Source organism: Sphingomonas sp. SP6 (assembly GCF_058313435.1).
In genome coordinates, this window is the sequence record NZ_JBZFLG010000004.1 from 164,263 (window position 1) to 177,511 (window position 13,249).

Below are 13,249 nucleotides of genomic sequence, written 5' to 3' on the forward strand. Positions count from 1 at the left end.
GGTGTCGCGTCCCTGTTGCGCCGGTGTCGCTTCGGTGTCGCGTCCCGGTCGCCGAACGGGCGCGAACCCGTCGCATTCGGCCCGAGACCTGCGTTCATACCTCAACTGCCTCAACCTGTCGCCCCCGCGCTCGAGGATCGAACCCTCCCCGTTCGTGTCGAGCGACGTCGAGACACCGTGACGGGTCCCGCACGCCCGGTCCCTCGACTGCGCGCGGGACGAGCGGAGTGACTCACGACGCGATCATCCTCGGCGCAGGAGCCGCCGGGCTGATGTGCGCCGCCGTCGCCGGGCAGCGCGGGCGGCGGGTGCTGCTCGTCGACCATAACCGCGAGCCCGGCGCGAAGATCGTGATCTCGGGCGGAGGGCGGTGCAACTTCACCAACACGGAGACCGCGCCCGATCGCTTCGTCTCCGCCAACCCGCACTTCGCCCGCTCGGCGCTCGCAGGGTACACGCCCGCCGGCTTCCTCGCGCTGATCGAGGCGTATGGGATCGCGTGGCACGAGAAGACGCTGGGGCAACTCTTCTGCGACGGCTCGGCGCGGCAGATTGTCGCGATGCTGATGGCGGAATGCGTGAAGGGCGGGGTGGAGGCGGCGTTCGGCGCGCCCGTCGGTGAGATCGACCATGCCGACGGCATGTTCCGCATCCGCATCGGCGCGCGTGAGGTGACCGCGTCCGCGCTGGTGATCGCGACCGGCGGGCCCTCGATCCCCAAGCTCGGCGCGACCGGCTTCGCCTACGATCTCGCGCGGCGGTTCGGCCTCAAGGTGGTCGAGCCGCGCCCGGCGCTGGTGCCGCTGACGCTCGGCGGTGAGGCGGTGCTGTTCCGCGAGCTTTCCGGCGTCGCCGCGCCGGTCGCGGCGCGCGCCGGAGATGGCCCTGCGTTCCGCGAGGCGGCGTTGTTCACCCACCGCGGGCTCTCGGGTCCGGCGATTCTCCAGGCCTCGTCCTACTGGCGGGGCGGCGGCGAGGTGCGGATCGACTTCCTCCCCGATCATGGCGCCGGCTGGCTGCGCGAGGCGAAGCGCGCGACGCCCAAAACGACCTTACGCCGCGCGCTCGGTGGCGTGCTGCCCGATCGCCTGGCGGAGACGCTCGCCGCGCGGCTGGCGCTCTCCGGCAACCTCGCCGATCAGCCCGACCGCGCGCTCGAGGCGGCCGAGCGGGCGCTCGCCGACTGGGCGTTCGCGCCCAATGGCAGCGAGGGGTTCGCCAAGGCGGAGGTGACCGCGGGCGGCATCTCGACCGCCGAGCTGGCGCAGAAGACGATGGAAGCAAGGCGCGTTCCCGGCCTCCACGCGATCGGCGAGGCGGTCGACGTCACCGGCTGGCTCGGCGGCTACAACTTCCAATGGGCCTGGGCGAGCGGCTGGGCGGCAGGGCAAGCGCTGTGAGCTACCCGGGCCGATATCGCCGCCCGATCGGCTCGCAGCGGAAATGCCCCTTCACGCATTCGTTGAAGAAGAGTCCTGCCGATTGCGCCTTGCCAAACGCCTCATAGATCGCGCGCGGGACGCCGTGGTACAGATACCGCCGCGAGTTGCGGAACGAGACCGCGAGCGTTTCCGCATCGTCGTCGAACACGATCCGCTCGATCATCGAACTCTGAAGACGCTTGGCTCGCATAAGCTGCTGCAAAGCGGCGACGAATCGCCTGTTCCGAGCGGTGCGGCCAGGCGAATCGAAATCGCGGCCAGGCGAGTCGTGCCGCTAGAACCAGCGCATCACGCTCCACGGGAACGGCGTCCACCACCCCACTCGCACGCCTGCGGACCGCAGCGCCTCTCCCGTCCAGGCGTTGCACGTCCGTATCGCGGAATAGCGGCCGCGCGCCTCGTAGAAGACGTCGTACCCGGCATAGCCCGGCAGGTGCGCCGCGCGGGAGGCGAAGCCGGCGCGCAGGAAGGCCGCGAGCCGCCGGTATTCGTCGCGCCGCAGCACGAGGCGACGCACGTCGGCGTCCTCGCGCGGTCGCGGTACATGCTCGACGTGCATTAGCGTCCGGCGGCTCCCGAGCGCCGCGCCGAGTACGACCATCGGCCGCACGTCCGCCCAGGTCGGGGTCTCGAGGTAGAAGCTGCGCTCGCCCCAGCCGATCGCGGCATAGCCGTAACGGGCGTAGCGGGGATCGCGCAGATCCTCGGCGCGGAGCAGCGGCCGCCAGTCGACTTCGGCGGCGAGCTTGGGGACGACGATCCCAGTATGGACGCCATTGGTCTCGACCCACACGGTCACGCCGTCCGCGGGCGGGGTCCATGCGCGGTTGGTCGCGATCGCCCCCGCGATCGTCCCGGCGAGAAGATACAGCAGCAAGGGTGCGAGGATCGCGGCCGACGCCCGGCCGATCATGCGCCCGGCGCGCCGAACTGATTTCACGTGTTACCAAGTCCCGTCATCGCCGTTATGCTACCGCCATGGTCGATCCAGCGCACTCCCCGACTCCGCCCGCCCCGATGCCGGACGGCGTCCGTCCCGACTGGACCGTGCCCCAGGATTGGTCGCATTATGGTCCGCAGGAGCATGCCACCTGGGACACGCTGTTCGCGCGTCAGGCGAAGCTGCTCCCCGGCCGCGCGTCGAACGCCTATCTGCGCGGGCTCGACGTGCTCAAGCTCTCCAAGCCCGGCATCCCCGATTTCGAGGAACTTTCGGAACGGCTGATGAAGCTGACCGGCTGGCAGGTCGTGGCGGTGCCGGGGCTGGTGCCCGACGACGTGTTCTTCGATCACATGGCCAACCGCCGCTTCGTCGCGGGCAATTTCATCCGTCGCCCCGACCAGCTCGACTACCTGCAGGAGCCCGACGTCTTTCACGACGTCTTCGGCCACGTGCCGATGCTCGCCGATCCGGTGTTCGCCGATTATCTCGAAGCCTATGGCCGGGGCGGGCTGCGCGCGATGGAGCATGACGCGCTCAGATATCTGGGTCGGCTCTACTGGTACACGGTCGAGTTCGGGCTGATCGCCGAGCCGGAAGGCTTGCGCATCTACGGCTCGGGCATCGTGTCGAGCTTCGCCGAGAGCAAGTTCGCGCTCGACGACCCCTCGCCGCACCGGATCGCGTTCGATCTCAAGCGGGTGATGCGGACCGAATACCGGATCGACGATTTCCAGCAGAATTACTTCGTCATCCCCAGCTTCGACGAACTGCTCCGCCTGACGATCGAGACCGACTTCGCGCCGCTCTACGAGGAACTGCACGCACTTCCCGACCTGCCCGTCCCGACGCTGCTGTCCGAAGACGAAGTGCTGACCGAAGGCACGCAGGACTATGCGAGGGCGAAGGCGGGCTAGAGGTCCAGCGCCCAACCGTCGCGTCCGGCAGGGTCGGGCGGGGCACTCGGCACGAATCGCTCCGCGCCCGCGGTGAGGCGCAGGATGCTCCAGTCGCCCCGATCGTCCCGCGCGGCGAATCGGCACCCGCACTCCGCCCAGGCGGCGATCACCGCGTCGGCCTGCGTCGCCAGCAGGCCCGAGAGCACGATCGTCGCCCCCGGCGCGGCGAGCGCGGCGATCTCCGGCGCCATGGCCGACAGCGGGCCGGCCAGGATATTGGCGATCAGCAGGTCGTAGGGCGCACCCGCTTCGATCTGCGCCGACCGCGCGCCATCGGCGACGAGCCAGGCGACCCCCGCGATCCCGTTCGCCGCCGCATTCTCCTCGGCGACCTCGACCGCGATCGGATCGATGTCGGTTCCAATCACGCGCGCCTCGGGCCACAGCACCCGTGCGGCGAGGGCGAGCAGCCCGGTGCCGGTGCCGAAGTCGATGACGTTCGCGAACCGCTCTTGCGCCATCGCGTCGAGCATCGCCAGGCACCCGCTGGTGGTCGCATGGTGTCCGGTCCCGAAGGCGCGGCCCGCCTCGATCAGGAACGCGCGCCCGCCGGGCGGCGCCTCGACCGGATGCGCCGAGGTGTGGACCACGAACCGCCCTTCGCAGATCGGCTCCAGCCCATCCTGGCTCATGGCGATCCAGTCGGCGTCGGCCAGCTCGACCACCTTTGGCGCGGTTCCCGCCGCGCTAGGGGCAAGCGCGCGGATGGCGGCCAGCGTGTCCGGGCCGGGCGCCGTGTCCGTATAGGCGTCGAGCCGCCAGCGCGCCGCGTCGCCGTCGACCTCCTCGGTCGTCATCAGCACGGCGTCGATCGCGAGATCGCTCGCGGCGTCGATCGCCTCCGCCTCGGCGCGGGTGCAGGCAAGGCTGGTCTTCCAGCTCACCGCCGCGCTTCCTTGGCGAGGCGCGCGTCGAGCGCGGCATCAGCGGCGTCGGCGTAGCGTCGGCAACCGGCGGCGTCGGCGAGCGGCGCGGCGCCCGAGAGCCGGGCGAAAAGGTCGCTCGCGCCGGGATGCGGGGTGATCAACAGGTCGCACTTGAGCGCGCGGACGCGGGCGATCGACCGGCGCAGCGTCGCCACCTCGTCGGGATGGTCGCGGAAGCGGTAGCCGGAAGCCGAGACCGCGCTCAGGCTGTCGGCATAGACGATCGTCCGGCATGCCGCCGCCGCGTCGCACGACCTCCACGTCCAGCTCGTCGCACCGGGCGAATGGCCGGGAGTGGCGATCGCGGTGAAGGTCACGCCGCCGAGCTTCACCCGGCCGCCGTCGGGGACGGTCCAGCCGACCCTCGCCGGCGCGAAGGACGTGAGCGAGGACCATTGCGGATCGCTCGGATCGACGGTCCCGCTCTCGATCGACGCGCGGGCGGCGTCGCGGACGATCAGGGTCGCACCGGTCCGTCGTTCCAGTTCCGCGAACCCGCCCGCATGGTCGAGATGCTCGTGGCCGCTGAGGATATAGCGCACGTCGGCGAGTTCGTAGCCGAGGCGCGCGACGTTGGCGGCGGCCAGCGGCGCGGCCTCCACCGGCCCCGCGTCGATCAGCACAAGGCCCGCGGCCGTCGTCACCAGCACGACGGTGATCCCGCAGGTGCCGACGTCGTACACCCCTTCCGCGATCCGCGCGGGCGGGGCCGGATCCGCCCAGCCGTCGCGTCCCTTGCAGGCGTTCGCCAGGTCGCCAAAGAGCGAGGGCGCGGCGGCGAGCAGCAGCAGGCTAGCGGACATAGCTCGCCCCGTTGGCGTCGAGCACCGCCCCGGTCATCGAGGGCGGCGCGTCGAGCGCGCACCAGCGGACCATCTCGGCGATCTCCTCCGGCGAGGCGACGCGGCCCAGCGGGATGTCCGCGAGGAGCCTGTCGCCCCCACGGCTCGCCAGATAGTCCTCGGCCATCCCGGTCATCGTGAAGCCGGGGCAGATCGCGAACGCCAGGATGCCCTCGCGCGCATAGCCCCGTGCGATCGTCTTGGTCATCGCCACCATCCCGGCCTTGGACGCGGCGTAGTGCCAATGCGCCGGGCTGTCGCCGCGATAGGCGGCGCGGCTGGCGACGTTGACGATCCGCCCACCAGCCCCGCGCTCTTGCCAATGCTTCACCGCCAGCCGGCACAGCTGCGCCGAGGCGGTGAGATTGACCCGCATCGTCCGCTCCCAGGCGGCGAGCCACTCGTGGTCGTCAGCGTCGATCGGATTGGCTTCGAACACGCCGGCGTTGTTGACTAGCACGTCGATCTCGCCGAGCCGCTCGAGCGCGGCGGTCCAGAGCGCGGCGGGCGCGCCGGGGTCCGCGAAGTCGGCGGGGATGCCGCTGGCGGTGCCGTGCCCTGCGACATGCCCGCCCGCCGCTTCGAGCGCCTCAAGCGACGCCGCGCCGATGCCCCGCGACGAACCCGTGAGAAGGATGTTCATGAGCGAGCCTTAGCGGCCTCGCGACACCTACGCCACGCCGCGCGCATACTCCTCGGCCGCCGCCTTCAGCGCCGTCAGCTCATCGTCGACCGCCGCGAAGCCGCGGTCGAGCCGCGTGAAATTGCCCGCGACTTCGCTCGCCTGGTGCAGGACCCCGGCGATCGTCGACGACATCGAATGCGCGGTCATCGCCGTCTCGTCGATCGCGGCGGTGATCGCGGTGACGGTGGTCGCCTGGGCGCCGGTCGCGCTGCGGATGCGCCCGGCGGCGATCTCGACCTCGCCGACGATCGCGCGGATCGCCGTGTTGGCGGCGAGCGATCGCCCGGTCGCGGCCTGGATGGCGGCGATCTTGGCGGCGATGTCGTCGGTCGCGCGCGCGGTCTGGTTGGCGAGGCTCTTCACCTCCTGCGCCACCACCGCGAAGCCGCGGCCCGCGTCGCCCGCGCGCGCCGCCTCGATCGTCGCGTTCAGCGCCAGCAGGTTGGTCTGACCCGCGATGTCGCGGATCAGGCCCAGGATCGATTCGATCGACTTGGCGTGATCGCTGAGCGCCTCCGACACGCCGAGCGCGGTTTCGGACTGTTGCGCGGCGTCGGCGGCGACGCGGGCCGCCTCGTCGACGTCGCGGCGAACCGCGTCGATCGCGCGGATCAGCCCGCCCGCTGTGGTCGCCGCGTCGCGCATCGCCGCCGCGGATTGTGCGGACGCGGTCGCGACCTCGCTCGCCTGCGACAGCACGCTCCGCGCCGCGACGTTGCCGTCCGAGGCCTGGGCGCGGATCTCTTCGCCGAGTGCCGCGGCGCCGTCGATCGCCCCGACGATCCGCTCGCGGAACGCCTGTCCCCGTGCGCTCCGCTCGGTCGCGGCGATCGTCGCGTCCATCCGCGCGAGATGGCTGCTCATCACCTGCGCCTCGGCGAGGGCCATCCGCTGAATCGAATCGGCGAAGCGCGCCACCCGCGCGCTCTCCCCCGCGATCCGCGGCTCCAGGCGGAGGATCGCGAAGCTGTGCGCGAAGGCGAGCGCGCTCAGCAGGATCGGCAGCGCGATGCTGCCGGCGTGCGCCTCCTCCGCGTGTTGAACCGCCATCCGCCGCCAAGCGTCGCCGAACGGATCGGAGTAAATCCGCCGGACGTATTCGGTCGACCGGGCGATCCGCTGCTCCAGTCGCTCGCCGACGAGCGCCGGTCGCGCCGCCGCCATCGCGGGATGCGCCAGATAGTGCCGCCAGAAGGCGACCGCGATCGCGCGCCAGTCCCCATCGTCGACGAGGCCGCAGATGTCGGCGAGCGCGGGGCCGAGCGCCCCGTCCCAATCATATTCGCGCACCAGCACCGCCGCGTCGGCGGCCGCGCCGCCCCAGGCGCCGGGCATGGGGTCCTGCGCGGCGGTCATCGCGTCACGCCGCGGCCCGCGCCACGAACGCGCTCGCGCGCTCCTTCAGCCCGCAAAGCCGGCCGTCGAGCGAGCCGAAGCCCGCGCCCACGCGGTCGATCTCGCTCGCGACCGCCTCGGTATCCTCGCGGATCATCGCGATCGTGTTCGACATCGAATCGGCGGCGAGCGCGGTCTCGTCGACTGCGGCGGTGATCGCGGTGACGGTCTGCGCCTGCGCCTCCATCGCGTGGCGGATGCGTTCGGCGGAGGCCTGGACCTCGGCCACGGTCGCGGTGATCGAGGCGTTGGCGTCGACCGTCCCGCGCGTCGCCGACTGGATCGCCGCGATCTTGGCGGCGATGTCGTCGGTCGCGCGCGCGGTCTGGTTGGCGAGGCTCTTCACTTCTTGGGCGACCACCGCGAAGCCGCGGCCCGCGTCGCCCGCGCGCGCCGCCTCGATCGTCGCGTTCAGCGCCAGCAGGTTGGTCTGCCCCGCGATGTCGCGGATCAGACCCAGGATTGATTCGATCGACTTGGCGTGATCGCTGAGCGCCTCCGACATCGACGAGGCGGCGCCCGCCTGGCCGCTGGCGCGCCGGGCGATCTCGCCCGCCACCTCCACCTCGGAGCGCGCGTCCTCGATCGCGCGGATCAGCCCGGCGGCGGTGGTCGCGGCCTCGCGCATCGCGACGGCCGACTGTTCGGCGGCGGCGGCAACCTCGCTGGTCTTGCCGATCATCCCCCGCGCCGACGCCGACGCGCCGGTCGCCTGGACGCGCAGCGCACCGCCGTCCTGGGTCGCTTCCTCGACGGTCGCCGAAATGCCTTCGTGGAAGTCGCGGATCAGCCGATCGCGCGCCTGGCGAGCGGTATGCTCGACATAGGCGGCGTAGATCGCGACCGTGATCTCGCCCTCCAGCGCCGACAGCCGCATCAGCGTGTCGATCATCGTCGGCAGCCGCGGGTCTTCACAGCCAAGCCGCGCGAGCAGCACGGTCAGCGCTGCGCGGTCGCTGGCGCTGATCATCGACAGCAGCGCGGTCTTGCTGACGTCGCCGGCATAGGCGGCGGCCACCGAACGCTCGATCGATTCGATCCAGGTCCGGCCCGCGGTGTCGAGGAAACGGTGGCGCAGGAACACGGTGCCGACCTCGACCATCCGCACGGTCTCCGCCGGGGCCCAGCTGCGCTGGTCGGCGAAGCAGGTGAGCCACTGCTGCCAATAAGCCTCCGAGATCGACGTGACCTCGGGCTCGATCACGTCCCAGATCTCGCGGCTGGCGGCGGCGAGCGAGCCGTCGAAGTCGAAGGCCTTCAGGCGCGATCGGATGTCGATCTGGCCTGCGATCGATCCGGGGGCGGGAAGGTCGGTGATCAAGCGCGTCGCTCCGTCGGCAGGTTTGCGTCCGGAAGCGTAGGCGGCGGTGGTTAAGAGGGAGTAAGGAACTCCGCGCGGGGCCTAGCTCAACCGGTCGATGGCGGCGCGGTCGAGACTGCCGGGAATGATCATCACGGGCACCGGCAGCGCGCCCGCGTCGGCTCCGGCGAAGTGGCTGACCAGCGGCCCCGGCGCGCCGCTCGCCGCCGCGCCCAGCACCAGCGCGGCGATCTGCGGATTGGCGGCGATCATCTCGCGGATGATCTTGGGGCCGTCGCCCTGATGGACGGTGATCGCCGGGCGCAGCCCCGATTCCTCGATCAAGGTCCCCGCCGCGCGCGCCAGCAGCCCTTCGGCATGGAGCCGCGCCTCCTCCTCGATCGTCGCCTGCACCCCGCCGAACGCCATGAACTCGGCCGGGGGGATGAGCGCGAGGATCTCGACTGCGCCCCCCGTCTTCACCGCCCGCCGCGCGGCGAAGCGCACCGCCACGCTCGCCTCCGGACTTTCGTCGATGACCGTCAGATAGATGCGCATGACCCGGAATCATGGCGGCGCGCGGGCGGACGCGCAATCCCCGCCGGACGTGACCCAGACTTGACCCGCGTGGACGCGGGGGCAAGAGGGGCGAGCCTCTCCCCAGGAGCCCCCGGAGCCCCCATGCCGATCGAGATCAAGATGCCCGCGCTGTCGCCGACGATGGAGGAGGGCACGCTCGCCAAATGGCTCGTCAAGGAAGGCGACGCGGTCAAGTCCGGCGACATCATGGCCGAGATCGAGACCGACAAGGCGACGATGGAGTTCGAGGCGGTCGACGAGGGGACGGTCGGCAAGATCCTGGTGCCCGAAGGCACCGACGGGGTGAAGGTCGGCGCGGTGATCATGGTCCTGAACGGCGACGGCGAGGACTCCGCTCCCTCGCCGAAGAGCACGGATACGAAGCCCGCCGCTCCGGCTATGGCCGAGGCCGCTCCCGCCAAGGCGGAGAGCGCGCCGCCCCAAAGCGCGCCGAAGCAGGACGAGGAAGCCGCGATCAAGTCGGAATGGCCCGCGCCCGAGGCGAAGCAGGACGCAAAGCGCGCCGCCGCACCGACCGGGGCGTCGGCCGAGCCGACGGGCGAGCGCGTCAACGCCAGCCCGCTCGCCCGCCGGATCGCCGCCGACAAGGGGGTCGACCTCGCGGCGGTGACCGGCTCCGGCCCGAACGGCCGCATCGTCAAGGCCGACGTCGAGGGCGTCCAGCCCGGCGCGGCCGCTCCGGCGCGGGCCGAGACTCCCGCTCCGCCGACCGCCGCTCCGGCCCCCGCCAAGCCCGCCCAAATTCCCGGCATCCCGCACGAGGCGACCAAGCTCAGCAACATGCGCAAGGTCATCGCGCGGCGGCTGACCGAGTCCAAGCAGCAGGTGCCGCACATCTACCTGACCGTCGACATCCGGCTCGACAAACTGCTCGCGCTCCGCGGTGAGCTCAACGCCTCGCTCGAGCCGCGCGGGGTCAAGCTGTCGGTCAACGACCTGCTGATCAAGGCGCTCGGGGTCGCCTTGGTTCAGGTGCCCAAGTGCAACGTCATGTTCACCCCCGACCAGCTGATCACCTTCCACCGCGCCGATATCTCGGTCGCGGTGTCGACGCCCGAGGGGCTGATCACTCCCGTCATCACCGAAGCCGACACCGCGACGCTGTCGTCGATCTCGACCCGGATGAAGGACCTCGCCGCGCGCGCCCGCGACCGCAAGCTGAAGCCGGAGGAATATGCCGGCGGCACCGCCTCGCTCAGCAACATGGGCATGTTCGGCATCAAGCAGTTCGAGGCGGTGATCAACCCGCCGCAGGGCATGATCATGGCGATCGGCGCGGGCGAGAAGCGGCCTTGGGTGATCGACGACACGCTCGGGATCGCCACCGTGATGTCGGCGACCGGCAGCTTCGATCACCGCGCGATCGACGGCGCCGACGGGGCGGAGCTGATGGCCGCGTTCAAGGCGCTGGTCGAAAGCCCGCTCGGGATGCTCGCGTGACATGGCGTACCGCCGCACCGGACTGGAGCTGCTCTACACCGCGACCGCGGCGGTCGCGATCGCGGCCGCGTTCCACGAGGCGGCGGGCGCCTATCCGCCCGGCCGGGCGACGATCGGCTGGGTCGGCGCGGTGACCGTCGTCGCCTCGATCCTGATGACGCTGCCGCAGCTGATCGAGGCCTGGCGCTCGGATCGGGACCGGCGGCGTGGCTGAACTGCCGCCCGATCGCCAACCGGCGATCCGCGTCACCGCCATGCCCGCCGACGCGAACGCATACGGCGACATCTTCGGCGGCTGGCTGATGAGCCTGATGGACTCGGGCGCGGGTCTGGTCGCGGCCCGCCACGCGCACGGCCGCGCGGTGACGATCGCGGTCGAGGGGATGAAGTTCCACGCCCCCGTCGCGGTCGGCGACGAGGTCTCGGTCTACGCCGATCTGGTCGCGGTCGGCCGCACCTCGATGACGATCGACGTCGAGGCGTGGCGCCGCGGCCGGCACGAGGAGGCGAGCTGCCGCGTGACCCAGGCCAAGTTCGTCTTCGTCGCGATCGATGAAGCCCGGCGGCCGCGCCCTATATCCTGATCTTCGTCTCAAGGACTTCGGACGTACATGCCTGACACCTACGACCTCATCGTGCTCGGCTCCGGCCCCGGCGGCTATGTCGCCGCGATCCGGGCGGCGCAGCTGGGCTTGAAGACCGCGATCGTCGAACGCGAGCTGCTCGGCGGCATCTGCCTCAACTGGGGCTGCATCCCGACCAAGGCGCTGCTGCGCTCGGCCGAGATCTTCCACTACATGCAGCACGCCAAGGATTACGGGCTGAAGGCCGACGGCATCTCCGCCGATCTCGACGCGGTGGTGAAGCGCTCGCGCGGCGTCGCCAAGCAGCTCAATCAGGGCGTCACGCACCTGATGAAGAAAAACAAGATCGCGGTCCACATGGGCACCGGCAAACTGACCGGCAAAGGCCAGCTCACCGTCACCGCTGCGGACGGCAAGACAACCGAGCTGGCCGCCAAGAACATCATCGTCGCGACCGGAGCGCGCGCGCGCGACCTGCCGAACCTTCCCGCGGACGGCAAGCGGGTGTGGACCTATCGCCATGCGATGACCCCGACGGAGATGCCGACCAAGCTCTTGATCGTTGGCTCGGGCGCGATCGGGATCGAGTTCGCCAGCTTCTACAACGACATGGGCGCCGAAGTGACCGTGGTCGAGATGCTCGACCGGATCGTCCCCGTCGAGGACGCCGACGTCTCCGCCTTCCTTGAGAAGGCCCTCAGGAAACAGGGCATGACGATCCTGACCGGCGCGAGCGTCGGCGGGTTCAAGGTCGGGGCCTCCGGCGTCACCGCGACGGTGAAGGACAAGGACGGCAAGGAGACGACGTCCGAGTTCAGCCACGTCATCACCGCCATCGGCATCGTCCCCAACACCGCCGAGATCGGGCTCAAGGAACTCGGCGTCGACATGGACGAGCGCGGCTTCCTCAAGACCGATGCGATGTGTCGGACCAACGTCGCCGGCGTCTGGGCGATCGGCGACATCACCGCTCCGCCCTGGCTCGCGCACAAGGCCAGCCATGAAGGCGTCATGGCCGCCGAGGCGATCGCGGGCGGCCATCCGCATGCGATGGACCCGAAGAACATCCCCGGCTGCACCTATTGCCACCCGCAGATCGCCAGCGTCGGGTTGACCGAGGCGAAGGCCAAGGAGGCAGGCTACGAGGTCAAGGTCGGCACCTTCCCCTTCATCGGCAACGGCAAGGCGATCGCGCTTGGCGAGGCGGAAGGGTTCGTGAAGACGGTGTTCGACGCCAGGACCGGCGAACTGCTCGGCGCGCACATGATCGGCGCCGAGGTGACCGAGCTGATCCAGGGCTATATGATCGGCAAGACGGGCGAGCTGACCGAGGCGGAGCTGATGGAGACGGTCTTCCCGCACCCGACGCTGAGCGAGATGATGCACGAGAGCGTGCTCGGCGCCTACGGGCGCGCGCTGCACATCTGACATGCGAAGCCCCGCGGGATCGCTCCCGCGGGGCTCGTTACTCGATCAGGTCAGGCGACGCTGCCGACGACCGCGTGACTCGATGATTCCGACGGATCGATCGTCCCGCCGAACAGCATCTTCAGCCGTCCGCTGACCGACACGTCGGTCTCCCACAGTTCCGCCGAGGTAATATCGAACCGGTTGAGCCGCGCGTCGGCCTTCCCGTTCGGGAACCAAGCCTCGACGCGCTTGTCCCAGAGTTTGTCGAAGGTCGCCTGGTTGGTCTCCTGGCGAACGGTGCCGGCGAGGCAGGCGAAGAAATCGTGCCCCTTGCCGACAAACTGCGCCATCGCTTGGCCACCCTTCGCGATGCGATTGTCGTGACCGGAGAAGATGAACAGCGCGTTCGGCTGATCGTCGTCGGTCTTGACGTTCATCGGCTCCGAATGCTCGCCGTCGTTCAATCCGATCATCACGAACGGGCTGTCCTTCAGCTTGGCCAGGAAGGTCGCGGCGACTTCTTGGGGGGTGTCCTTGTCGGCCATCGGGCATTCTCCTTTGAGCGGTTCGGCGGGAGAACGAGGGGGGCGGGGGTTGGTTGCGTAAGCGAACCGTTCCCGCCATGTTCGCGCGCGGCGGCGATCCAGCCGTCAAACAAGAGGTGAACTATGACATTCACCGACTTGTGCCTGTTTCTGGGCAGCCTTTGTGCCTTCGCGACCCTAG

The 13,249-nt window shown here is 70.3% G+C and carries 15 protein-coding genes; 6 read left to right on the forward strand and 9 right to left on the reverse strand.

Features of this window, described 5'->3' with window-relative positions; all coding sequences use genetic code 11:
- Positions 1-227: 227 nt before the first annotated feature.
- Positions 228-1,400 carry a BaiN/RdsA family NAD(P)/FAD-dependent oxidoreductase gene (locus AC4GYY_RS14240; protein ID WP_491121515.1) on the forward strand — a complete coding sequence of 391 codons (1,173 nt, stop codon included), beginning with the start codon at positions 228-230 and terminating at the stop codon, positions 1,398-1,400.
- 1 nt (position 1,401) lies between these two features.
- Here the strand turns inward: AC4GYY_RS14240 and AC4GYY_RS14245 are convergent, their stop codons facing one another.
- Together AC4GYY_RS14245 and AC4GYY_RS14250 are read right to left on the reverse strand one after the other, a co-directional pair.
- On the reverse strand, positions 1,402-1,632 hold the full coding sequence (locus AC4GYY_RS14245; protein ID WP_491121516.1) for a KTSC domain-containing protein: 231 nt from the start codon (positions 1,630-1,632) through the stop codon (positions 1,402-1,404).
- Positions 1,633-1,716: 84 nt separating this feature from the next.
- Positions 1,717-2,319: a TIGR02117 family protein gene (locus tag AC4GYY_RS14250; protein WP_491121517.1), complete on the reverse strand. Its 603-nt coding sequence runs from the start codon at positions 2,317-2,319 to the stop codon at positions 1,717-1,719.
- A gap of 101 nt (positions 2,320-2,420) precedes the next feature.
- On the opposite strand from AC4GYY_RS14250, the gene phhA reads away from it, so the two are divergent.
- The gene (gene phhA, locus AC4GYY_RS14255; protein WP_491121518.1) at positions 2,421-3,299 is read left to right on the forward strand and encodes a phenylalanine 4-monooxygenase; all 879 of its coding nucleotides are present in this window, start codon (positions 2,421-2,423) and stop codon (positions 3,297-3,299) included.
- Here the strand turns inward: phhA and AC4GYY_RS14260 are convergent.
- The 6 genes from AC4GYY_RS14260 to AC4GYY_RS14285 form a co-directional block, all read right to left on the reverse strand.
- Positions 3,296-4,225: a 50S ribosomal protein L11 methyltransferase gene (locus tag AC4GYY_RS14260; RefSeq protein ID WP_491121519.1), complete on the reverse strand. Its 930-nt coding sequence runs from the start codon at positions 4,223-4,225 to the stop codon at positions 3,296-3,298. The genes phhA and AC4GYY_RS14260 overlap by 4 nt on opposite strands.
- Positions 4,222-5,070 carry a subclass B3 metallo-beta-lactamase gene (gene bla, locus AC4GYY_RS14265; protein WP_491121520.1) on the reverse strand — a complete coding sequence of 283 codons (849 nt, stop codon included), beginning with the start codon at positions 5,068-5,070 and terminating at the stop codon, positions 4,222-4,224. Before bla ends, AC4GYY_RS14260 begins: the two co-directional genes overlap by 4 nt.
- Complete coding sequence (locus AC4GYY_RS14270) at positions 5,060-5,752, reverse strand: SDR family NAD(P)-dependent oxidoreductase (protein WP_491121521.1); 693 nt, start codon at positions 5,750-5,752, stop codon at positions 5,060-5,062. Before AC4GYY_RS14270 ends, bla begins: the two co-directional genes overlap by 11 nt.
- 27 nt (positions 5,753-5,779) lie before the next feature.
- Positions 5,780-7,150 carry a methyl-accepting chemotaxis protein gene (locus AC4GYY_RS14275; RefSeq protein ID WP_491121522.1) on the reverse strand — a complete coding sequence of 457 codons (1,371 nt, stop codon included), beginning with the start codon at positions 7,148-7,150 and terminating at the stop codon, positions 5,780-5,782.
- 4 nt (positions 7,151-7,154) lie between these two features.
- The gene (locus tag AC4GYY_RS14280; RefSeq protein WP_491121523.1) at positions 7,155-8,510 is read right to left on the reverse strand and encodes a methyl-accepting chemotaxis protein; all 1,356 of its coding nucleotides are present in this window, start codon (positions 8,508-8,510) and stop codon (positions 7,155-7,157) included.
- Between the two features lie 81 nt (positions 8,511-8,591).
- On the reverse strand, positions 8,592-9,047 hold the full coding sequence (locus AC4GYY_RS14285) for a universal stress protein (protein ID WP_491121524.1): 456 nt from the start codon (positions 9,045-9,047) through the stop codon (positions 8,592-8,594).
- 123 nt (positions 9,048-9,170) lie between these two features.
- On the opposite strand from AC4GYY_RS14285, the gene AC4GYY_RS14290 reads away from it, so the two are divergent.
- The 4 genes from AC4GYY_RS14290 to lpdA are packed head-to-tail and all read left to right on the forward strand — an operon-like array spanning position 9,171 to position 12,541.
- Positions 9,171-10,529 carry a pyruvate dehydrogenase complex dihydrolipoamide acetyltransferase gene (locus tag AC4GYY_RS14290; protein ID WP_491121526.1) on the forward strand — a complete coding sequence of 453 codons (1,359 nt, stop codon included), beginning with the start codon at positions 9,171-9,173 and terminating at the stop codon, positions 10,527-10,529.
- Between the two features lies 1 nt (position 10,530).
- On the forward strand, positions 10,531-10,743 hold the full coding sequence (locus AC4GYY_RS14295) for a hypothetical protein (protein ID WP_491121527.1): 213 nt from the start codon (positions 10,531-10,533) through the stop codon (positions 10,741-10,743).
- 40 nt (positions 10,744-10,783) lie between these two features.
- Positions 10,784-11,113, forward strand: a complete 330-nt coding sequence (locus AC4GYY_RS14300; RefSeq protein WP_491122007.1) for an acyl-CoA thioesterase — start codon at positions 10,784-10,786, stop codon at positions 11,111-11,113.
- Positions 11,114-11,140: 27 nt separating this feature from the next.
- Positions 11,141-12,541: a dihydrolipoyl dehydrogenase gene (lpdA, locus tag AC4GYY_RS14305; RefSeq protein WP_491121528.1), complete on the forward strand. Its 1,401-nt coding sequence runs from the start codon at positions 11,141-11,143 to the stop codon at positions 12,539-12,541.
- A gap of 50 nt (positions 12,542-12,591) precedes the next feature.
- Here the strand turns inward: lpdA and AC4GYY_RS14310 are convergent, their stop codons facing one another.
- The gene (locus tag AC4GYY_RS14310) at positions 12,592-13,068 is read right to left on the reverse strand and encodes a pyridoxamine 5'-phosphate oxidase family protein (protein ID WP_491121529.1); all 477 of its coding nucleotides are present in this window, start codon (positions 13,066-13,068) and stop codon (positions 12,592-12,594) included.
- Positions 13,069-13,249: the final 181 nt, after the last annotated feature.

Bases quoted from the DNA above. Each gene is read 5' to 3' on its own strand.
- AC4GYY_RS14275 (WP_491121522.1), bottom strand. From the start codon at position 7,150: ATGACCGCCGCGCAGGACCCCATGCCCGGCGCCTGGGGCGGCGCGGCC.
- AC4GYY_RS14300 (WP_491122007.1), top strand. From the start codon at position 10,784: ATGCCCGCCGACGCGAACGCATACGGCGACATCTTCGGCGGCTGGCTG.
- bla (WP_491121520.1), bottom strand. From the start codon at position 5,070: ATGTCCGCTAGCCTGCTGCTGCTCGCCGCCGCGCCCTCGCTCTTTGGC.
- AC4GYY_RS14270 (WP_491121521.1), bottom strand. From the start codon at position 5,752: ATGAACATCCTTCTCACGGGTTCGTCGCGGGGCATCGGCGCGGCGTCG.
- AC4GYY_RS14310 (WP_491121529.1), bottom strand. From the start codon at position 13,068: ATGGCCGACAAGGACACCCCCCAAGAAGTCGCCGCGACCTTCCTGGCC.
- AC4GYY_RS14285 (WP_491121524.1), bottom strand. From the start codon at position 9,047: ATGCGCATCTATCTGACGGTCATCGACGAAAGTCCGGAGGCGAGCGTG.
- phhA (WP_491121518.1), top strand. From the start codon at position 2,421: ATGGTCGATCCAGCGCACTCCCCGACTCCGCCCGCCCCGATGCCGGAC.
- lpdA (WP_491121528.1), top strand. From the start codon at position 11,141: ATGCCTGACACCTACGACCTCATCGTGCTCGGCTCCGGCCCCGGCGGC.
- AC4GYY_RS14245 (WP_491121516.1), bottom strand. From the start codon at position 1,632: ATGCGAGCCAAGCGTCTTCAGAGTTCGATGATCGAGCGGATCGTGTTC.
- AC4GYY_RS14295 (WP_491121527.1), top strand. From the start codon at position 10,531: ATGGCGTACCGCCGCACCGGACTGGAGCTGCTCTACACCGCGACCGCG.
- AC4GYY_RS14290 (WP_491121526.1), top strand. From the start codon at position 9,171: ATGCCGATCGAGATCAAGATGCCCGCGCTGTCGCCGACGATGGAGGAG.